The 20,324-nt window shown below is 64.9% G+C and carries 17 protein-coding genes; 11 read left to right on the forward strand and 6 right to left on the reverse strand.

The features are described from left to right. Nucleotides 1-2: 2 nt before the first annotated feature. The 8 genes from LDN95_RS09450 (at nucleotide 3) to LDN95_RS09485 (ending at nucleotide 9,759) form a co-directional block, all read left to right on the forward strand. Complete coding sequence (locus LDN95_RS09450; protein ID WP_226017419.1) at nucleotides 3-1,889, forward strand: hydantoinase B/oxoprolinase family protein; 1,887 nt, start codon at nucleotides 3-5, stop codon at nucleotides 1,887-1,889. A 3-nt stretch (nucleotides 1,890-1,892) separates the two neighbouring features. Continuing rightward, nucleotides 1,893-3,095 carry a CaiB/BaiF CoA-transferase family protein gene (locus LDN95_RS09455; protein ID WP_226017420.1) on the forward strand — a complete coding sequence of 401 codons (1,203 nt, stop codon included), beginning with the start codon at nucleotides 1,893-1,895 and terminating at the stop codon, nucleotides 3,093-3,095. Further along, on the forward strand, nucleotides 3,095-3,745 hold the full coding sequence (locus LDN95_RS09460; protein WP_226017421.1) for an N-carbamoylsarcosine amidohydrolase: 651 nt from the start codon (nucleotides 3,095-3,097) through the stop codon (nucleotides 3,743-3,745). Before LDN95_RS09455 ends, LDN95_RS09460 begins: the two co-directional genes overlap by 1 nt. A gap of 151 nt (nucleotides 3,746-3,896) precedes the next feature. Further along, nucleotides 3,897-5,417 (forward strand): aldehyde dehydrogenase, encoded by a 1,521-nt coding sequence (adh, locus tag LDN95_RS09465; protein WP_226017422.1) that lies wholly within the window; start codon nucleotides 3,897-3,899, stop codon nucleotides 5,415-5,417. Nucleotides 5,418-5,496: 79 nt separating this feature from the next. Beyond that, nucleotides 5,497-5,817, forward strand: a complete 321-nt coding sequence (locus tag LDN95_RS09470; RefSeq protein ID WP_226017423.1) for an EthD family reductase — start codon at nucleotides 5,497-5,499, stop codon at nucleotides 5,815-5,817. A 10-nt stretch (nucleotides 5,818-5,827) separates the two neighbouring features. After that, nucleotides 5,828-6,256 (forward strand): DUF779 domain-containing protein, encoded by a 429-nt coding sequence (locus LDN95_RS09475; RefSeq protein WP_226017424.1) that lies wholly within the window; start codon nucleotides 5,828-5,830, stop codon nucleotides 6,254-6,256. A gap of 87 nt (nucleotides 6,257-6,343) precedes the next feature. Continuing rightward, complete coding sequence (locus LDN95_RS09480; RefSeq protein WP_370631673.1) at nucleotides 6,344-7,510, forward strand: FIST N-terminal domain-containing protein; 1,167 nt, start codon at nucleotides 6,344-6,346, stop codon at nucleotides 7,508-7,510. Next, entirely contained in the window at nucleotides 7,507-9,759 is a 2,253-nt protein-coding gene (locus LDN95_RS09485; protein ID WP_226017425.1) for a NahK/ErcS family hybrid sensor histidine kinase/response regulator, read from the forward strand. Before LDN95_RS09480 ends, LDN95_RS09485 begins: the two co-directional genes overlap by 4 nt. A gap of 32 nt (nucleotides 9,760-9,791) precedes the next feature. Here LDN95_RS09485 and LDN95_RS09490 read toward each other — a convergent pair whose 3' ends face one another. The 4 genes from LDN95_RS09490 to pedF form a co-directional block, all read right to left on the reverse strand. Further along, the gene (locus tag LDN95_RS09490) at nucleotides 9,792-10,469 is read right to left on the reverse strand and encodes a response regulator transcription factor (protein ID WP_226017426.1); all 678 of its coding nucleotides are present in this window, start codon (nucleotides 10,467-10,469) and stop codon (nucleotides 9,792-9,794) included. 122 nt (nucleotides 10,470-10,591) lie between these two features. After that, nucleotides 10,592-12,373, reverse strand: a complete 1,782-nt coding sequence (locus tag LDN95_RS09495; RefSeq protein ID WP_305082580.1) for a methanol/ethanol family PQQ-dependent dehydrogenase — start codon at nucleotides 12,371-12,373, stop codon at nucleotides 10,592-10,594. A 202-nt stretch (nucleotides 12,374-12,575) separates the two neighbouring features. Further along, nucleotides 12,576-13,451: a transporter substrate-binding domain-containing protein gene (locus LDN95_RS09500; protein ID WP_226017427.1), complete on the reverse strand. Its 876-nt coding sequence runs from the start codon at nucleotides 13,449-13,451 to the stop codon at nucleotides 12,576-12,578. Continuing rightward, entirely contained in the window at nucleotides 13,438-13,881 is a 444-nt protein-coding gene (pedF, locus tag LDN95_RS09505) for a cytochrome c-550 PedF (RefSeq protein ID WP_226017428.1), read from the reverse strand. The genes LDN95_RS09500 and pedF overlap by 14 nt, the downstream gene beginning before the upstream one ends. A 158-nt stretch (nucleotides 13,882-14,039) precedes the next feature. Between pedF and LDN95_RS09510 the strand changes: the two genes are divergently transcribed. The 3 genes from LDN95_RS09510 to LDN95_RS09520 all read left to right on the forward strand — a co-directional run bounded on the left by LDN95_RS09510 (nucleotide 14,040) and on the right by LDN95_RS09520 (nucleotide 18,625). Beyond that, entirely contained in the window at nucleotides 14,040-15,071 is a 1,032-nt protein-coding gene (locus LDN95_RS09510) for a PQQ-dependent catabolism-associated beta-propeller protein (RefSeq protein WP_226017429.1), read from the forward strand. A 148-nt stretch (nucleotides 15,072-15,219) separates the two neighbouring features. After that, a complete protein-coding gene (locus LDN95_RS09515) occupies nucleotides 15,220-16,644 on the forward strand; it encodes a porin (RefSeq protein WP_226017430.1) in 1,425 nt (474 codons plus the stop codon). 241 nt (nucleotides 16,645-16,885) lie between these two features. Beyond that, nucleotides 16,886-18,625: a c-type cytochrome gene (locus tag LDN95_RS09520; protein WP_226017431.1), complete on the forward strand. Its 1,740-nt coding sequence runs from the start codon at nucleotides 16,886-16,888 to the stop codon at nucleotides 18,623-18,625. A 13-nt stretch (nucleotides 18,626-18,638) separates the two neighbouring features. On the opposite strand, the gene LDN95_RS09525 is transcribed toward LDN95_RS09520, so the two are convergent. Both LDN95_RS09525 and LDN95_RS09530 read right to left on the reverse strand, forming a co-directional pair. Then, a complete protein-coding gene (locus LDN95_RS09525) occupies nucleotides 18,639-19,010 on the reverse strand; it encodes a cytochrome c family protein (RefSeq protein WP_226017432.1) in 372 nt (123 codons plus the stop codon). A 103-nt stretch (nucleotides 19,011-19,113) separates the two neighbouring features. After that, nucleotides 19,114-20,238: an aromatic ring-hydroxylating dioxygenase subunit alpha gene (locus tag LDN95_RS09530; protein WP_226017433.1), complete on the reverse strand. Its 1,125-nt coding sequence runs from the start codon at nucleotides 20,236-20,238 to the stop codon at nucleotides 19,114-19,116. Nucleotides 20,239-20,324: the final 86 nt, after the last annotated feature.

The raw sequence follows: 20,324 nt of genomic DNA on the forward strand, positions 1-20,324 counted from the left end.
CCATGCCTGCAACCATTGTCCAGACCAACCACACCCCGTTCAATCGCATCGCCATCGACCCGGTGACGCTCGACATCATCGAAAATGCGTTGCGCAACGCCCGCATCGAGATGGACGCCACGCTGGTGCGCACCGCGATGTCGCCCGGCATCCGCGAACAGGGAGACGCCTTTCCGCTGATCGCCGACCACACCGGCAAGATGATCGTCGGCCAGTTCGGCAGCTTCATCGACGGGTTCCTGCAGAACTTTGACGGCACGCTGGAAGACGGCGACATGATCTTCCTGTCCGATCCCTATTCGGTCGGCGGGGCGGTGAGCCATTCCAACGACTGGCTGGTGCTGCTGCCGGTGTTCAAGGACGGGCGGCTCATCGCCTATACCTCGATGTTCGGCCACCAGAGCGACATCGGCGGCAAAGTCGTCGGCTCGATGCCGATCAACGCCCACTCGATCTTTGAAGAAGGCGTGCGCATCCCGCCGGTCAAGATCTGGCGCAAGGGCGAATATAACGAAGACCTTATCAAGCTGGTCATGCACCAGACGCGCAAGCCCGACTGGTGCGCGGCCGACCTCAACGCGCTGATCGCCAGCTGCCGCGTCGCGGCGCGCCGGGTGATCGAGATGGCGACCCGCTTTGGCGATGACGTTTATGTTTCGGCCACGCAGGCGCTGCTTGAACGCAACCACCGCGCGATGAAGTCGCTGATCGGCATGGCGATTGCCGAAGATCCGGTCAGCTTCGAGGACTACATCTGCGACGACGGCATGGGCGCTGGCCCCTATCGCATCAAGTGCACGATGTGGCGCGAGGGCGAGAAGGTGGTGCTCGACTTTGCCGGGACCGATCCGCAGAGCCAAGCCTCGATCAACTTCTATCTCAATGAAAACATGTTCAAGATGTTCTTCGGCATCTACATGATCATGGTGTTCGATCCGCAGATCCTGTTCAACGACGGGTTCTATGACCTGATCGACGTGCGCATTCCCGAAGGATCGCTGCTCAAGCCCAAGTTTCCCGCCGCGCTCTCGGGTCGCACCCACGCGCTGGGCCGCATTTTCGACATTCTGGGCGGATTGCTGGGGCAAAAGACCCCGGAGTTCCTCAACGCGGCCGGGTTTTCGTCAAGCCCGCACTTGTTCTATTCGGGCAACGACACGCGTCCGGGCAAGGGCGGTGCATGGTTCCAGTTGTTCCAGATCGGCTTTGGCGGGGTTCCCGGCCGTCCGATGGGCGACGGGCCCGACGGCCATTCGCTGTGGCCGGGCTTCACCAATGTGCCCAACGAGTTCCTCGAACGTTATTTCCCGATGCGCATCGAGCGCTATGAATGCGCGCCCGACAGCGGCGGGGCGGGGGTCCATCGCGGCGGCGACGGCATTCACATGACGTATCGTTTTCTGGTGGCAGGCACGATCTCGATCCATGACGACCGCTGGTTCGTGCCACCGTGGGGCGTCAACGGCGGCCATCCGGGGGCGCGGGCGCGCAAGATCCTCGAAAAGGCCGACGGCACGCAGATCATCATCGGCAACAAGGTCGAAGATGTCGAAGTGGAAGCCGAGGACCAGCTGCACTTCATCACCTGGGGCGGCGGCGGTTGGGGCGACCCGCTCGAACGCGATTCCGCGCTCGTGGCCAAGGAGATCGTGCAGGGGCTGGTCACGGCGGAGGGCGCGCGCGCCTATGGCGTGGTGGCCGATCCGGCCGGGACCGTCGATGCCGCCGCGACCGAGGCGCTGCGGGCCGAACTGCGCGCCACGCGTGGGGACTTGCCGCTGTTCGACTTTGGCCCCGGCATCGAGCAGTTGCGCGCCGCCAGCTTGGCCGAAACCGGCCTGCCGGCGCCGACCCAGCCCGTATGGCCGATCCTTCAGGCGGCGGAGTAAGACGTGAACAAGGGTGCATTGCGCGATATCCGCGTCGTCGAACTGGGGCAATTGCTGGCCGGCCCCTTTTGCGGTCAGTTGCTGGGCGACATGGGCGCCGACGTGATCAAGGTCGAGCCGCCCCATGTGAACGGGAAAGGCGGCGGAGATCCCATGCGCGAATGGGGGCAGGGCGACGAGAAAGTGCAGTGGGAGGTGATCGCACGCAACAAGCGTTCGGTCAGCGCCAACTTGCGCCATCCCGAGGGCCAGGCGCTGGTGCGCAAGCTGATCGGTCATGCCGATGTGCTGGTCGAGAACTTCAAGCCCGGCACGCTGGAAAAGTGGGGGCTTGGTCCCGACGTACTGCTGGCCGAGCAGCCGGGCTTGGTCATCGCGCGCATGTCGGGCTATGGCCAGACCGGGCCCTATTCCGACCGCGCCGGGTTCGGCGGGATTGGTGAGGCGATGGGCGGCTGGCGCTACATCGTCGGCGAGCCTGACCGGCCGCCAAGCCGCATGGGCATCTCGATCGGCGATACCCTGACCGCGACGTATGGCTGCATGGGCGTGCTGGCCGCGTTGCATGAACGTGAGCGGACCGGGCAAGGGCAGGTCGTCGACGCAGCGCTCTATGAAAGCGTGCTGCAGGTCATGGAAGGGCTGGTGCCCGAGTACGACCGCATGGGTCTGATCCGCGAACGCTCGGGTTCGGTGCTGAAGGGCATTGCGCCGTCGAACGTCTATTCGTGCAAGGACGGCGAGTTCATGATCGGGGCCAACAAGGATTCGCTGTGGAAGCGCTTGGCCGAAGCCATGGGCCGTCCCGAACTGGGCGACGATCCACGCTATGCCACGCATCTGGCGCGCGGGGTCAATCAGGACGAGCTTGACGCGCTGATCAACGACTGGACCCGCACGCTGACGATCGAGCAGGTCGATGCGCTGATGATCGAATATTCGATCCCGGCAGGGCGCGTCTATCGCGCACCCGACATGCTGGCCGACCCGCACTTTCAGGCGCGAGAGGCGATCATCGAGGTCGAGACCGAGCGCTTCGGGCCGTTGAAGATGCAGAACAGCTTCCCCAAGTTTTCGGCCACACCGGGCAGCGTGCGGCGTCCCGCTCCGGCGCAAGTGGGGCAGCACAACGCCGAAATCTATGGCGAACTGCTGGGGCTGGACGGCGCCGAACTGGCGCGGCTGGAAGCGGCAGGGGCGATCTGATGGCGCATGGCGAGGACGACCTGACCGCGAACTATAGCGGTGCGTTCGATGGTCGCCTGCCGTTCGGCGAGCGCCCGGCGCTGGTGATCATCGATCTGGTCGAAGCCTATCTCCAGCCGGGCTCACCGCTCTACGCCGGGATCGAGGATGCGCTCGCCAGCGCGGTGCGGCTTGCCCAGGCCGCGCGCGCAGCCGGTATCCCGCTGATCTTCACCAATGTGGAATATACTGCCGGAGGAGCGGACGGCGGCGTGTTCTTTCGCAAAGTTCCCGCGCTCAAGGTGTTCGAGAAGGGCAGTCCGCTTGGCGCCTTCCCGGCGGTGCTGTGCCCGCAGGGTGATGAGCTGGTCATCACCAAGCGCTATGCCTCGGCGTTCTTTGCCACCCATCTTGCCGCTACGTTGACGGCGTTGCAGGTCGATACGGTGTTGATCTGCGGCACTTCCACATCGGGCTGCGTGCGCGCGACGGCGCTCGATGCGTGCCAGAACGGCTTTTTGCCGTTCGTCGTGCGCGATGCGTGTGGCGATCGCCATCCCGCCCCGCACGAGGCCAATCTGTTCGACCTTCAGGCCAAATACGCCGAAGTGATCAGCGAGGTCGAAGCGCTTGAATTGCTTCGAAAACGGATCAATCTGACCGGCGCATGACTCGCCTTTACGGGCTTTCGTGCGGTCACGCCAAAATGCTATCGTCCTAAGGTCCAATTGCCCGGCTCCGTACCCCGGAGCAGGGTCTTTGCGATCCACCGCGAACCCAAGAGGTATCGTGGGGCAACCGTGACCGTACAGGAGAGTTTCGATGCTGCAGGAGGCGATCAGCAAGTTTGCTGGCAAGTCGGTGTTCAAGGCGAAATACGACAACTTCATCGGCGGCAAATGGGTCGCCCCGGTGCGGGGTCAGTACTTCGAGAACGTCACCCCCATCACCGGCAAGCCGATCTGTCAGGTGGCGCGCGGCACGTTCGAGGACATCGAACTCGCGCTGGATGCAGCGCACAAGGCCAAAGCCGCGTGGGGTTCCGCTTCGACGACCGAACGCTCGAACGTGCTGCTCAAGATTGCCGACCGGCTTGAGGCGAACCTCGATCTGCTGGCGCTTGCCGAGACGATCGACAACGGCAAGCCGATCCGCGAAACCACCGCAGCGGACATGCCGCTGGCCATCGACCACTTCCGCTATTTTGCAAGCTGCATCCGGGCGCAGGAAGGCTCGATTTCCGAGATCGACCACGATACTGTCGGCTACCACTTCCACGAACCGCTGGGCGTCGTCGGCCAGATCATTCCGTGGAACTTCCCGATCCTGATGGCGGCGTGGAAGATCGCCCCGGCGCTGGCGGCGGGCAACTGCATCGTGCTCAAGCCGGCCGAGCAGACCCCGATGTCGATCCTCGTGCTGGTCGAACTGATTGCCGACATCCTGCCCGAGGGCATTCTGAACGTGGTCAACGGTTTCGGCGTCGAAGCGGGCAAGCCGCTTGCCAGCAGCCCGCGCATCGCCAAGATCGCCTTCACCGGCGAAACCTCGACTGGCCGCCTGATCATGCAGTACGCCAGCGAAAACCTGATCCCGGTGACGCTGGAACTGGGCGGCAAGAGCCCCAACATCTTCTTCGCCGATGTGGCGGCAGAGGACGATGACTTCTTCGACAAGGCGCTCGAAGGGTTCACCATGTTCGCGCTCAACCAGGGTGAGGTCTGCACGTGCCCCAGCCGCGCGCTGATCCATGAATCGATCTACGAGCGCTTCATGGAGCGCGCGATCAAGCGGGTCGAGGCGATCAAGCTGGGCAGCCCGCTCGACTTCGACACGATGATCGGGGCGCAGGCTTCGAACGATCAGCTTGAAAAGATCCTGTCGTACATCGACATCGGCCGCGACGAAGGCGCCAAAGTACTCACCGGCGGGGGCCGTGCGGTGCACGAGGGTGAATTGGCGGGCGGGTACTACGTCACGCCGACCGTGCTTGAAGGCCACAACAAGATGCGCGTGTTCCAGGAGGAAATCTTCGGGCCGGTATTGGCGGTGACGACCTTCAAGGACGACGAGGAAGCGCTCGCGATCGCCAACGACACGCTTTATGGCCTTGGCGCCGGGGTGTGGAGCCGCAGCGCGAACACCTGCTACCGCTTTGGCCGGGCCATTCAGGCCGGGCGCGTGTGGACCAATTGCTACCACGCCTATCCGGCCCACGCCGCGTTCGGCGGGTACAAGCAATCGGGCATCGGCCGCGAAAACCACAAGATGATGCTTGACCATTACCAGCAGACGAAGAACATGCTCGTCAGCTACAGCCCGAGGAAGCTTGGCTTCTTTTGAGCTGATCGAACAGGCCTGACCGTCGGACGTCCCGCATGGGCGATCCGGCGGCGGTGCCGCAACCTTGAGAGGAAGTCTGATGTCTGGCGCCGAACCGACCATCGTGCTGAACGTGTTGTATAACGAGCCGAGCAACCCCGAAGCGTTCGAAACCTACTACGCGCAAACGCATCTGCCGCTGGTCGACAAGATCGAGGGCATCGCCAAGGCGGTCCTGACGAAGGGTCTGCCCGGCGCGGATGGGTCAAAGCCGCCGTACTACCGCATCGCCCAACTGTTCTTCGCCGATGGCGCGCAACTGGCCGCCAGCATGGGTTCGCCTGAGGGCGCTGCTGCGGCGGCCGACATCGCCAACTTTGCCGATGGCGGGGTCACCGTTTTTCCCGCTGCCGTGGTCTGAGGCTGGCGCGATGGGCGCAGGCGCTACCAGCACGGGAGTTGCCGCCGCTCTGCCAGCGCGGATTCTGGCGAGCGAGGCGGCGCTTGCGCTCATTGCCCGGCTCACGGCGGTTCACGGGCCGCTGATGTTCCACCAGTCGGGCGGCTGCTGCGATGGCTCTGCCCCGATGTGCTTTGGCAAAGGTGAGTTCCGCGTCGGGCGGCAGGACGTTCTGCTCGGCCATGTTGCCGGGGACGTGGCGGTGTGGATCGGCGCGGCGCAATTCGAATACTGGCGCCACACCCAAGTGACCATCGATGTCGTTCCCGGTCGCGGCGCGGGGATGAGCCTTGAGGCGCCTGAGGGGGTGCGGTTCATCATCCGCAGCCGGGTGTTCAGCGACGAGGAGGCCGCTTTGCTGGCGGCCGCCCCCGAGCCATTGCGGGGTGACGCCGTATAAGACCAAGGGCGCGGTTGAGCAGACCTGTGACCATGATAAACAACAGTGCTTGATCCGGCAGCAGTCCGGACGAGAGGGAGAGATAGATTGGGCGAAGCCCATTGCAGGGAAGAACTGGTCGTGGTTTCGTCGCATTGCGACGATGCAGCGCTGGTCGTTGAACGGGTGATCGACGGCATAGGCGCGCGCGTGCTGGCGGGCGCGCTGGTGTTCTGTTCGCACCGGTTTGCCAGCTCGGAACTGGCCGCGGCGCTGCAGCAGGCATTGGGCGAGGTGCCACTGATCGGCTGCACCAGCGCGGGAGAACTCAGCGATCGCGGCTATGACGAGGACAGCATCGTGTTCATCGGCTTTCCGGCCGACGACTTCCGCATGGCGGTGCATTGCTTCGATGATCTTGACCGGTTCGAGCCTGATGTCGGCCGCCACGCGATCCGCGCGCTCGGCGCTGCTGTGGCGCACGAGGATGCCGCCGTCGGACAGTTCCCCAACCATGCCGCGCTGTTTCTGGTGGACGGCCTGTCACACCGTGAAGAACTGCTGGCGATGACCGTGCAGGAAGCGCTGGGCGACACGGTTCTGGTCGGCGGATCGTCGGGCGATGGCATGCTGTTTCGCGAAACCGGCATTCTGGTGGGCGGACGCTTCATGACCGATGCGGCGGTGGTGGCCATTCTGTCGAGCCGCCGTCCGATGCGCGTATTCACCACCAATCATTACTCGCCCGGTGCCGAAAAGATGGTGGTAACCGCCGCCGATCCCAATGCCCGCGTGGTGCACGAGATCAACGCCCGCCGCGCTGCCGATGAATACATGCGCATTGCCGGTGGTGATCTGGGCGCGGCGCTTTCGGGCGAAGGTCTTGATGCCGCGTTCTTTGCCGCGCATCCCCCGATGGTGCGCGCTGGGGGGGCCTATCACGTGCGCTCGGTCCAGGCGGTCAACGCCGATGGCAGCCTGACCTTCTATTGCGCCATCGACAACGGGATCGTCCTGACCGTTGGCCAGCCGGTCGACCGCCTGTCGCAGCTTGAGGATCTGTTCGACCGGCTCGACGAAGAAGTCGGCAGCATCGATCACGTCATCGGTTTCGACTGCGTGCTCAACCGTATCGATGCCGAAAACCGCCAGCTTTCGGGGGCGGTCTCGCGGTTGTATAGCAGGCGCCGGGTCGTCGGCTTCAACACGTATGGCGAACAGGTGCGCGCGGCGCACATCAACCAGACGTTCAGCGGGTTGGCCATCGGGCGATGAACGCGCGGCTTGCTCCTGCCGGTGACAGCGAGGCCGCCGCCGCCCGCATCGCCACGCTGGAAGCGCGCATTGCCCAGCTTGAAACCATCAATTCCGCGCTGATCGACCGCGTCGAACGGTCAAGCGATTTTCAGGGCGGTGCGTTCTCGATGTTCGAGACGGCAATCTCGCTTGAAGCGCTGGTGCGTGAGCGGACCGCTGCGTTGGAGGATGCGCTCGCCCGCCTGTCGCGCGCCAATGCGGCACTCGGCCACGCCCATCGTGAGGCGGAGGAAGCTCGTACCCGGCTGCGCGACGCGATCGAGACGCTGGCCGATGGGTTCGCCCTGTTCGACGCGCAGGACCGGCTGATCCTGTGCAATGCCGCCTATCGCCGCTACTGGCCCGAGGTGGGCGAACTGGCAGCCGATCCGCCCTTCACCGATGTGATCAACGCCGTCGCACGCAGCGGGCGTACCGTGGGGGCTCTGGTATCACCCGAACGCTGGGTTGCCGACCGGCTGGCGCGCCACGCCACGGCCGACGGCGTGCATGTGCAGGCGCTGAGCGACGGGCGCTGGCTGCAGATTAACGAGATCCGCACGTCGGAGGGCGGCACCGTCGGCATTTACACCGACATTACGGAGGTGAAGGCCGAGGACGCGCGCGACCGCGCCCGCGAGCTGGCCGAGCGCAACCTTGCGCTGCAGGCGACGCTTGACACCCTGTCCGAAGGCGTCTGCCTGTATGACCAGCAGCACGGACTGGTCGTCCACAACGGTGGGCTGGCGCGCATCCTGCGGCTGCCACCGGGCGACCGCAGCGCGATCGCGACCCATGCCGGGCTGGTCGCGCATTGTCGGAGTCTGGGGCTGGCAGATGCCGATATCCTTGACTGGCGAGCGGCCGAGGGCGAACGGCGCGCGGCGCAAGGTCGGCTGGGCGAACGGCTGGTCGAGATCCGCTCTACCCCGATCCAGCCCGGCGGAATGGCGTTCAGCTTTGACGACATCACCGACCGGCTGCACTACGAAGAAGGTCTGCGCGAGGCGGCGGAGACGCTGGAGCGCCGCGTGGCCGCCCGCACCATCGAGCTTGAGGCCGAAGTGGCCGAGCGGCGGACGGTGGAGGCGGCGCTGCTGGCGGCCAAGACCGCCGCCGAACTGGCCAACCGGTCAAAGACCAGCTTTCTTGCAGCCGCCAGCCACGATCTGTTGCAACCGCTGAACGCCGCGCGGCTGTTCGTCGCGGCGCTGGGCGAGCGCAGGCTGGCGCTGCCGACGCGGGCGCTTGTCCGCCAGACCGGAACGGCGCTGGATTCGGTCGAGGAACTGCTTGAAGCGCTGTTCGAGATCTCGCGGCTCGATGCTGGCGCGATGCAGCCCGAAATCGGACCGATCGAACTCGACCGCATGCTTGGCGCGCTGCGCATCGAATTTGCCACGCAAGCCCGCCAGTCGGGGCTGGTGCTCAAGGTGCCCGAAACCGGCATCTGGGTGCGCTCCGACGTGCGTTTGCTGCGTCGCATCCTGCAGAACTTCGTGTCCAATGCGCTGCGCTATACCCGCATGGGATCGGTCGCGATCACGGTGACGTGCGTCGACGGTTTAGCCCGGATCGCCGTGCGCGATACCGGCCCTGGCATCGATCCGGCGAATTTCGAACTGATTTTCGAGGAGTTTCGCCGCCTTTCGCATGATCGCGGGCCGACCGGCAAGGGCTTGGGGCTGGCCATCGTGCGGCGTGCCAGCCAGATGCTGGGCCATCGTGTCGAACTGGCATCGCGTCCGGGCGAGGGGGCCGAGTTTGCCGTGCTGGTGCCGCTCGGCGAAGCCTCGCCCGCCGAACCGCAAGCTGCGCGCCCGCGCGAGCGGTCATCGGGCGAAACCACCGGCGGCCGGGTGCTGATCGTCGACAACGATGAGGCCATCCTGCAAGGCATGGAGGCGCTGCTGGGCAAGTGGGGCTATCGCGTGCTGACCGCGCATTCGCTCGACGCGGCGCTCGAACTGCCGGAGTTGAAGATTGCCGGGGCGGACGGGTTGCCCGCCTTGCTGATCGCCGATTATCACCTCGACGATGGTGAGCGCGGCGATGCGGTGGTGGCTGCCCTGCGCCGCCAATTCGGGGCGCAGGTTCCAGCGCTGATCATCTCGGCCGACCGCAGCGAGGAAGTGAAGGCGCAACTCGCCGCCGCCGGGCTGCCAATGCTGCACAAGCCGGTCAAACCAGCGCAATTGCGTGCGTTGCTGCGCACACTTGTGAACTGAAACGGCGCAAGCTTAATTGGCGCTGACAGCGCTCAGTGAAAGCCGACGCGGTTGGCCAGGATCACCGCTTGCGTGCGCGAATAGGCGTTGAGCTTTTGCAGGATGGCCGAGACGTGCGCCTTGACCGTGGTCATCGAAACATCCAGCTCATAGGCAATCTGCTTGTTGAGCTTGCCGTTGATGAGGTGGCGCAGCACGACGGTTTGCTGCGGGGTGAGGGAATCGATGCGGCCAAGGATCGCGGTCTGTTCGCGCGCGCTTTCATCGTCCTCATCGAACAGGTCGGGGATGTAGATCTCGCCTTCCAGCACCTGACGCAGCGCTTCGACGATTTCTGCGCGCTTGAGCGACTTCGGCACGAAGCCTGCCGCACCTGCGGCCAGCGCCTCACGCACCGTAAGCCGGTCGAGCGTGCCCGACACCATCACCACAGGAATGCTGGGAAACGTATCGCGCAGGGCATTGAGCCCTGACAGCCGCGTCACATCGGGAATGTTGAGATCGAGCAGCACCATGTCAACGTCGCCCTGATCGTGCAATGCAGCGATCGCCTCGGCCAGCGCGGCGGCTTCAAGGATCTGGCAGTCCGGAAAGCTGCCTTCCAGCAGGCTGCGCATCCCATCGCGGACGAGCGAGTGATCATCGACGATCATGACACGTTCCATAGCGATGTTCATCGTCCCGTTCGGTGTTGCTTGCCAGCCTATCATGATCGGGCCCTGCGGCAATGATGGTTCAATGGGATTGTTGAGTGGGATTGATCGGACGCGGGTGACGCGCCGAGGGAAGTGCACCGGACCAGGAGCAAGCCCCCGGCCCGGCGCCGATCCGGTCAGTTACCCGCGGCTTCCTTGGGCAGCTTGAACACCCAGAGCGAGCCGCCCTGGCTGATTTCCTTGAACGTCTTGGCCACTTCGCCGCCCCACAGCGGCACCGCGCCACCCCAGCCCGACATCACCGCCACGTATTGTTCGCCGTCCTGCACCCACGTGATCGGCGAGCCGACCACGCCCGAGCCAGTTTGGAACTTCCACAATTCCTCGCCGGTCTTGGCGTCGAACGCCTTGAGGTAGCCTTCAGGGGTGCCGGTGAACACCAGATTGCCCGCTGTGGTCAGCACGCCGCCCCACAGCGGCGCCTTGTTCTTGTATTCCCACACGATCTTGCCGGTGGTCGGGTCCATCGCGCGCAAAGCGCCGATGTGGTCCGGTGCAATCGGCCGGATGGTGAATTCGGCACCGAGGTAGGCCGCGCCCTTCTTGTAGGCGATCGGTTCGTTCCAGATGTCCATGCCCCAGTCGTTGGACGGGATGTAGAACAGTCCGGTCTGCTTGGAATGGGCCATCGGCATCCAGTTCTTGCCGCCCAGGAAGCTGGGTGAGGCGAACACCGACTTGCCCTTTTCCGCACCTTCCGGCGCGCCGGGGCGGTTGGCGTCAATGAAGTTGGGGCGCCCGGTCTTGGCGTTGTAGCCATCGGCCCAGGTCGTTTGCAGCACGAACTTGTTGGCGCTGACGAACTTGCCGGTGGTGCGGTCGAGCACGAAGAAATAGCCGTTGCGGTCGGCCTTGGCACCCAGCTTCATCGCCTTGCCGTTGATGGTGGCATCGAACGGGATGAACTCGTTCACCCCGTCGAAGTCCCATCCGTCGTGAGGGGTGGTCTGGTAATGCCATTTGATCACGCCGGTCGCCGGATCGATCGCCAGCGTCGAACTGGTGTAGAGATTGTCGCCCGGACGCAAGTGGCTGTTCCACGGGCCGGGGTTGCCGGTGCCCATGTAGATCAGGTTGGTGTCGGGGTCATACGTGCCGCCAAGCCAGGTGGCGCCGCCGCCGGTCTTCCATTGGTCGCCGACCCACGTGGCGTTGAGCTTGCCGGTCATGCCGTTGGGCTGGCCGTGCAGGGTACCGATGTTGCCTTCGATGGTCGGGCGTTCCCAGATCAGTTCGCCGGTATTGACGTCGCGCGCCTGAATCGCGCCGGTGATGCCGAATTCGCCGCCCGAATTGCCGAACACGACCATGTCGTTGACGATCAGCGGTGCGGCGGTGGCCGAGTAACCCGCCTGATAGTCGGCAATCGTCTTGTTCCAGATGACCTTGCCGGTGTGGCGATTGAGCGCGATCAGGTGGGCATCGAGCGTGGCGAAGATGATCTTGTCACCATGGATGGCGGCCCCGCGATTGACCACATCGCAGCACGGCATGATGCCATCGGGCAGGCGGGCGTCATATTCCCACTTCTTTTCGCCGGTGCGCGAATCAAACGCGAACACGCGCGAATAAGAGCCGGTCACATAGATCGTGCCGTCATAGACCAGCGGCTGCGATTCCTGACCGCGCTGCTTTTCGCCGCCCAGCGACGAGGCGAAGGCTGGGACCAGCTTCTTGACGTTGCTGGCGTTGAGCGTGGTCAGCGCGCTGAAACGCTGCGCTTGCGGCCCAAGGCCATAGCTGATCACATCGCCCGGCGTGCTGGCGTCGTTGACGATATCCTGGCTGGTCGGCCCGGCGGCATTTTGCGCCAGAACCGGCGCGCTCGCGCCCAGTCCCACCATGGCTATTGCGGCAAGGCTTGCGCCAATCCAGCCGCGCGTCATGTTGCCCTTCATGCATGCTCTCCTGTCTGTAAGACTGACCACCTTGGCTGGCGGCCCCTGATTTGGTGGTATCGAACCCGTGCGCCCGGACGACTCGGTTTGCGAATTGGCAGACCTGTCGTCCGACCCCTGCGCCTGGCCGGACCGACCCTATCGGGTGCACCCGGCGCAGCAATTGAACCTTAGGCCCATCGCAGGGCCATCGAATGCCGCTTCATCCGGCCAGCGCGGCGTGCCATTCGACCCCGTGCGCCTTGAACAGGGCGGCAAGCCGTCCATCCGCGATCATCCTGGCAACGCTCTCTTCCAAGGCATCCCCCAGCGACCGGCTGTTCTCCTTCACCGCCATGCCGATGTCCCAGCCGGGGGTGACGAGCGCGGGGATCGGTCCCCTGCGGCGCCTGATTGCGGCGGCAGGATGGTCGGCTTGCGCCGCCTCGACTTGCGCGCGGGTGGCCAGTGCAACATCCGCCTTGTCGGTGCCGACAGCCGCGACGGCGGCATAGCCGGTGCCGAAATGGTGCACGTCGCTGCGCAGCACCCCGCCAAAGCTGCCGAGCAGGTAGGCGTCCGATACCGTCCCGGTTTCAGCGGCGAGCCGTTTGCCCTTGAATTGAGAGGGTGGAACCTCGCAATCGGTCTGTTCGTTGCCGCAAACCATGGCGAAACCTTCGCGATAGTAGGGCGAAATCACGGCAACCTGATCGTTCTCCACCATCAACTGCCGGTCGAACGGTACGTGCAGCATTACGTCGCACGGCCTGAACCCCAGCAATCCGCCACGCCACACCACGTTGCGCAAGTCTGCATTCAGGTCATCGGCCGCTGGAAATTCGACAACATCGGCGCGCACGCCCAGCGATTCCGCCAGCGCCTTGCCCAAATCGACGTCGATCCCGCGCAGATTGCCGCCATCGCTCCATGACCACGGCCGGTTGTCCTGATAGACCGCGACGCGCAGCACACCATCGGCCTTTACTTTGGCCAGGGGCGCGGCGGATGCAGGGCCGGATTTCAGAGCGCAGCCAAGTCCCAGCGCGGACAGTCCGGCGATGACCGCGCGTCGGCTTGGCCGTTCATTCATCGACATGTTTGGTTTCCAGCCAGCTACGGATCGCCCAGCCGGCCTTCTGGCCAAGGATTTCGCCCATCGGCGGCATGTAGACTTTGCCGTCGTGCGATGATCCATGGTGATAGCGCTGGACGAACCATTCATCGCCGGTGTCGCCGGTCTCAAGATAGCGCAAGTCCGGCGCGATCCCGCCCGAGATCGCCTCAAGTCCATGGCAGCGCGCACAATTTTGGCCGTATGCCGACTGGCCGATCTCAATTGCCTTGGCATTGCCGCGATAGGGGTTGTGCGTCAGCCAGGTGTCATTGTCGGGGGTAATGTCGGGCAGCGCGGTTGTGTCGACCGGCTGCGGGGTTACATTGCCGTGGGCAAATATCTGCTGACTGACCCCCAGCGTGGCGCAGGCCAGCGCCAGTCCCAGCAAGACACGCGATTGCTTGGCGTTCATGGCTTATCCAATCTCCCATTGGCCCGGCATCATTGCATTTCGGTCGATGCCGGGCATGCTTGTCGCTCGATGACGCAATGGATACTTGTCCCCTCGGCGCGCAGACATAGTACCTTGGTCCAGTAGGCGGGTATCCTCCCGCGCGAGATAACCGCAGCATGAACCAGCAAACACCCTTTCAGGCGATCGTCCGGCGCACTCTTGCAGCGTCGGCTTGCGTGGCGCTGACCGTGCTCGGGCAAGGTCCGATCTTTGCGCAGCAGCCCGGAAATGCGGGATTGCTGCAAGGCACGGCTTATGTCTCGAACGAGCGCGGCAACAGTGTTTCGGTGATCGATCTGGCGTCCGGAAAGGTCATGGCGACATGGCCGGTCGGCCACCGTCCGCGCGGTATTGCCCTTTCGGGTGACGGCGCGCAGGTCTACATCGCGGCGGGTCAGGACAGCGCGGTCGAGGTGCGCGACCGGCTGACCGGCAAGTTGCTGCGCACACTCCCGTCCGGACAAGACCCCGAGCAGTTCTTTCCCTCGCGCGATGGCAAGCTGCTGTTCGTCGCGAACGAGGATGACGCCGCGCTGACCGCGATCGATCTGGCAAGCGGTCACGTCAGCTGGCAGGTGCCGGTCGGTCGAGAGCCTGAAGGCGTCACGCAAAGCCCCGACGGCAAGTGGCTGGTCGTCACCAGCGAGGATCAGCACACGCTGAGCTGGATCGATCTGGCCACGCACACCGTCGTTGCCGAAACTCCGACCGAGCCGCGCCCGCGCCACGTCGAGTTCACCCCCGACGGCAAGGAACTGTGGGTGGCCGACGAAGCGGGGCAGGTGGTGCAGGTGATCGACCCCGCCACGCGGCAGGCGGTTGCCACGATCTCCTTCGCGCCGCCCGCGACGCAAAGTTACAAAGTGCTGCCCTGCGGCATCCGCTTTACCCATGACGGGCGCCGGGCCGTGGTCGCGCTGGGGCGGGCCAATGCCATCGCCGTGGTCGATGTCGCCAGTCGTAAGGTCGTCGGCTATGCCACGGTCGGGGGACGGCCGTGGCATCTGGCGCTGACGGCGGATGACCGCTTTGCCGTGGTGGCCAACGGGCTTTCGGATGATGTCAGCGTCGTCGATCTGGCCAGGTTGTCCGTCTCGGCGACGATCCCGGCAGGTGCCGGGCCGTGGGGCGTGGCGATTGCGCGCTAAGCGTCGGTGGCGTGCCTGCATGGTCGCTCGTCCGAAAGTATCACTGCCTTAAGTCCAATTCCGGCGCGCCGTGCTGCGCAGCATTGTCATCCCCACACTGCACCGGGCCATGGGAGGCCGGGATGTGCAGAAAAACAAGGGGAAGACGATGCGGAGGGTTCATTTGTTCGGCGGTTCGGCCGTCGCTCTGGCGCTGTGCCTGACGGCGACCAACGCCTGGGCCGGTTCAAGCACCGCGCTGCTCAAGCGCCTGCACGAAAAGGGCATCCTCAGCGACGAGGATTATACCGAGTTGCTTAAGGAAGAGCAGGCTGAAAACGCCGCCGCCGCCGCCGCTCCGGTTGCGGCGACTTCGCCAGCTCCGGCTCCGGCGTCTGCTGCAGCATCGCCCGACGGCAGGCAACTGGTTCACGCCACCGCATCGGGGATCGGGCTGGAAGTCGGCCCGGCCACGATCCGCTTTTCAGGCTCGGTAAATGGGTTCTACGTGCACGACAATCCGGCCAAGGCCAGTGCAACCACCGCGGTTACAGGCGGCGTTGCCGGGGTCGGCCCCAACGGCACCAGCGCGGTGCGCAACGGCCTGTTGCCGGGCTTCCTCAAGGTCGAAGTCTCGACCAGGCAGGGCGGCTGGGATGTGGGCGCGCACTTCGGCATGTATCCCGGCATCAACAGCGCCAACTATGGCGCACTGGGTGCCAACAACGGCGGTCAGCCGACCGCGCTGGCCACCGCCGGGATCGACTTCCGCCAGACCTATCTGACGCTGGCGCACGATGGCTTTGGCGAATTGAAGATCGGCCGCGACATCGGCCTGTTCGGCTCGGACGCGATCCTCAACGATATCACGTTGCTGTCCTCCGGCTCGCCGGGTGGCAACGTGGCGCCGGCCAATACCACGCTCGGCCGGATCGGCATCGGCTACATCTACACCGACTTCCAGCCGCAAATCACCTATACCACCCCGTCGCTGCAGGGGTTCAAGGCGTCTGCTGGCGTGTTCCAGCCGCTATCCTCGCTGACCGGCGCGGCGCAGAACAACAAGGCGCCGGGCTTTCAGGGCAAGCTGACCTGGGACGGCAAGGTCGCCGACGTTGCCGTGCACGGCTGGCTGTCGGGCATCACGCAAAAGCATGATGCCTTGTCGGGACGGTCATACACCGGGCAGGGGCTGGACTTCGGGGCGAAGGTCACGGCGGGGCCGGTGGCGCTGCTGGGATATTACTACACCGGCAAGGGGCTGGGCACGACCGTGCTCAACTTGTTCGACACCGATGCCGCCGGCAACGCGCGTCATAGCGAAGGCTATTATGCGCAAGCGCTGGTCAGCGTCGGCAAATGGGGCTTTGGCGGCAGCTATGGCGCCAGCCTGTTGAGCCACGCCAATTCGGCCGACGCCTTGGCCACGCCAACCCTTGTGCGGCGCAACGCCAGCGAGGTCGGTCAGGTCCGCTATGGCCTGACCAGCTGGGTGACGATGATCGGCGAATACGTCCACACCAAATCGACCGCGTGGAACGGCAACGCGGCATCGAGCGACGCCATCGCACTCGGCGGGATATTGTTCTTCTGATGATCTGAAGTTCGTTCGAACCCACGCCGCCCGAACCCTGTGCGCAGTCATGCGCACAGGGTTCGGGATGCGACTGGCAGCGCTGCGGTCCGGGCTCGATCCCCGACCGTGGCGCTGCTCTTTTTTGCAAGCTTGCGCGTTGCGGAAACAGGCAGCGCCCCTTCCTGAAGCGATTGCGTTGCCGTGCGGAACGTTTAATCAAACCGACGGTTTACCGCTCAGGGGTCTTGTTGCCATGTCGATGCGTCTGCGTTCCGTCCTGATTGCCGCGCCCTTGCTGATCGCGGCGGGCGTCGGCCTGACCGGAGCGCATGGCGCACCGGCAACCGCAAACGCCGCTGCCGCTCCGGCAGATTGCGCTGCCGACAATGGCGGGCTGTCCCTGCCGCCCGGTTTCTGCGCGACGGTGTTTGCCGACAATGTCGGCCATGCGCGCCACATCGCGATCGCTGCGGACGGCACGGTCTATGTGAACACCTGGTCGAGCGATTACTTCGAGGGCCTGCCGCCTGCTCCCGCTGGTGGCTTCGTCGTGGCGCTGAAGGACCGCGATGGCGATGGTGTGGCCGATGCTTCGGAACGCTTCGGTCTGTCCGCGACGACTGGCGGCCATGGCGGCACCGGCATCGCGCTGTGGCGCGGCAGCCTCTACGTGGAAGAGCATGACACCATCGTGCGCTATGCGCGCAAGGCTGGGCAATTGGCCCCCCTCGGCAAGCCAGTGACGGTGCTGTCGGGCCTTCCGGTGAACGGCGATCACCCGATGCACCCGTTCGCGATCACGCCTGCGGGCCTGCTGCTGGTCAATTCCGGATCGGCCAGCAATACCTGCGAAAGCCCCAACCGCCAGCCCGGCGCGAAGGGCGCGGTGCCTTGCGTCGAAGCGCTGTCGCGCGGCGGCATCTGGGCCTATCGCGCCGACAAGCTGGGTCAGGTGTTCAGCCCCGCCGAGCGTTGGGCCACCGGCATCCGCAACACCGGCGGGATTGCGCTCGACAGCGCCGGGCACATCTTTGCCACGCAGCACGGGCGCGATCAGTTGGGCCAGAACTGGCCCGCACTCTACACCACCGAACAGGGTGTGGAGCGTCCCGCCGAAATCCTGTTCAGCCCGTTCAAGGGCGCCGACTTCGGCTGGCCGACCTGCTATTACGACGGCTTCCAGAGCCGCCACGTGCTCGCCCCCGAATATGGCGGAGACGGTGGCAAGACGCAGGGCTTGTGCGCCACCAAGACGCCGCCGCTGGTCGCTTTCCCCGCGCACTGGGCGCCCAACGACGTGGCGATTTACAGCGGCAAAGTGTTTCCGTCGGCTTATGCGCAAGGCGCGTTCATCGCCTTCCACGGATCGTGGAACCGCGCGCCAGCCCCGCAAGACGGCTATATTGTGGCGTTCCAGCCGTTGCGCGATGGCAAGCCGTCAGCACAGTGGATCCGCTTTGCCGATGGTCTGGCGGGCCCGCACAAGGAACCGGGCCGCGCGCTGCACCGCCCGGCGGGACTTGCCGTCGGTCCGGATGGGGCGCTGTACATTGGCGACGATGTGCGCGGGCGCATCTGGCGCGTGACCTATCATGGCCTGCCCGGTGCCGCGCTCATCGATGCGCCAAAGGCGGCGGTTGCCGCAGCCGAGGCGACACCATCCGCTTCAGCCGCGCGCCCGAGCCTGCCTGCCGGAATCACGCCCGAACAAGTGGCGCTCGGCCGCTCGATATATCTGGGTGAGGCCAAGGGCGGCACGTGCAGCGGCTGTCACGGCTCGGACGGGCGCGGCAGCATGTCGGGCGCTTCGCTTGCCGGTCCGGCGTTCCTGTGGAGCGACGGCTCGGTCGATGGCCTTGCCGCCACGATCACCAGCGGCGTGGCCAAGCCGAAGAAGGCGAGCGGCGGTATGCCGGCGCTGGGTGGCGCGGCGTTGACGGCGCAGGATGTCCGCGCTGTCGCGGCCTATGTCTGGACGTTGAGCCACGCCGGGGGCTGACCCGGCGTGGGTATTACTTCAAGGATTTGAGGTAGGCGATCACTTCGGCGCGTTTGGCCGCATCCTTCAACCCCGGAAAGGCCATTGCCGTGCCGGGGACCAGCGTCATCGGTCCGGCCAGCCACTTGTCGAGTGTGGCATCATCCCACTTGAGCTTCGCGCCCGTGAGCGCGGCGCTGTACTTGAAGCCCGCCTGCGTCGCCGCCTTGCGGCCATAAACGCCCCACAAGTCCGGGCCGATCTTGGCCGGGGCGCCCTTGGCCGCGTTGTGGCACACGGTGCAGCGGTTGAAGGTGGCTGGCGGCGTGCCGGGCGCTGCAAAAGCCGACGTGGCGATCAGGCTGGCGGCCATGGCCAGCGCTGCGCGCGGTGCGAATGTGTCCATGGAGTCTCTCCCGTTGGTTCGTGCCGCGAGGTGCCATGCACAACGAGAGTCGCCTATTGCACTTTGGTAGGCAGAGCGGACTGCCGGACTGCCGGACTAATCGTCAGTCGGCTTGTCGGTCCGCCAGATAGCGCCGGATATCCAGACTGTAATCCTCAAGCGGCGAGAAATAGCCATGGTCATGGATCGGTGAGGACAGCCCCGATTGCACGCGTTCGCAAACGGCCCAGTCCTGCCGGTTGACCATGTCCCAGAAATCGACCGCATCGGCTGGATCGAAACCGGGCAGGGCCACTTCATCGCGATGGAACAGGAACCGGCATTCGATCCGCGTCCGGTCGGCTGCCAATGGCCACAGCACGAAGGCGGCGGCATGGTCCATCGATACGCTGAACATCAGGTTGGGATAGATCAGTTCGCCCTTGTGGCGCACTTTTTCCTCGTCCGACAGGCCGGGGAACGGCGCGCGGGTGGTGGTGCCGCTGGCGGTATAGGTGACCGCGCCCGCGCGGTGCGGGATTCCTGCCTCCCAGTCGAGCCCGATGCCGCCCTTTTCGCGAAAGGCGGGCACGATCTCGCACAGTTCGGGGTGAACCGCCGGGCAGTGGTAGCATTCGTTGTAGTTTTCGAGGATCAGTTTCCAGTTGGCTGCCACGTCATAGGTGATCGTTTGCCCGGTTACGAGGTCGGCCAGCGGGTAGTTGGCGAGATGGGCGGCGGCGGTCGCAATCCCGGCGGTAAAGTCCGGCGCGCTGGCAGGGGACAGGTTCAGGAACACGAACCCGCCCCAAGTCGCCACGCCAACCGGATAGAGGCCCAGCTCGTCCTTGGCGAACCCGGTGAAGCCGCTAACCTCGGGCGCGGCAAGCAGCTTGCCGTCCAGCCCGTACGACCAGCCATGATAGGGACAGCGGATCAACCCGCGCGACACCACGTTGGCATCGAGCTTGACGCCCCAGCGTGCGTCGCTGGCGGCATCGCACAGGCGCGCACCGCGATGGCGGCAGATGTTGTAGTGTGCGTGCAGCACGCCTGCACGATCGCGCACAAGCAGCACGCTTTCGCCCGCGATTTCGAGCGTGATGTGGCTGCCGGGCTCGGGCAGGTCTTCCTCGCGCGCGGCGCAGAACCATTCGCGGGCAAAGATCGTGCGCTTGTCGAGGGCAAAGGCTTCGGCATCGCGATAGGCCGTGCTGGGCAGCGACACTTGCATCGACTGATCGTTCATCGGGGCGACTCCGATTGGCGCGGTACGAATTTATTAGACACTTGCCTCATTGTCCGTGCTGGGGCAAGCTTGGCTGATTGACGACG

It is taken from the genome of Novosphingobium sp. FKTRR1 (assembly GCF_020404405.1).
Taxonomy (GTDB): domain Bacteria; phylum Pseudomonadota; class Alphaproteobacteria; order Sphingomonadales; family Sphingomonadaceae; genus Novosphingobium.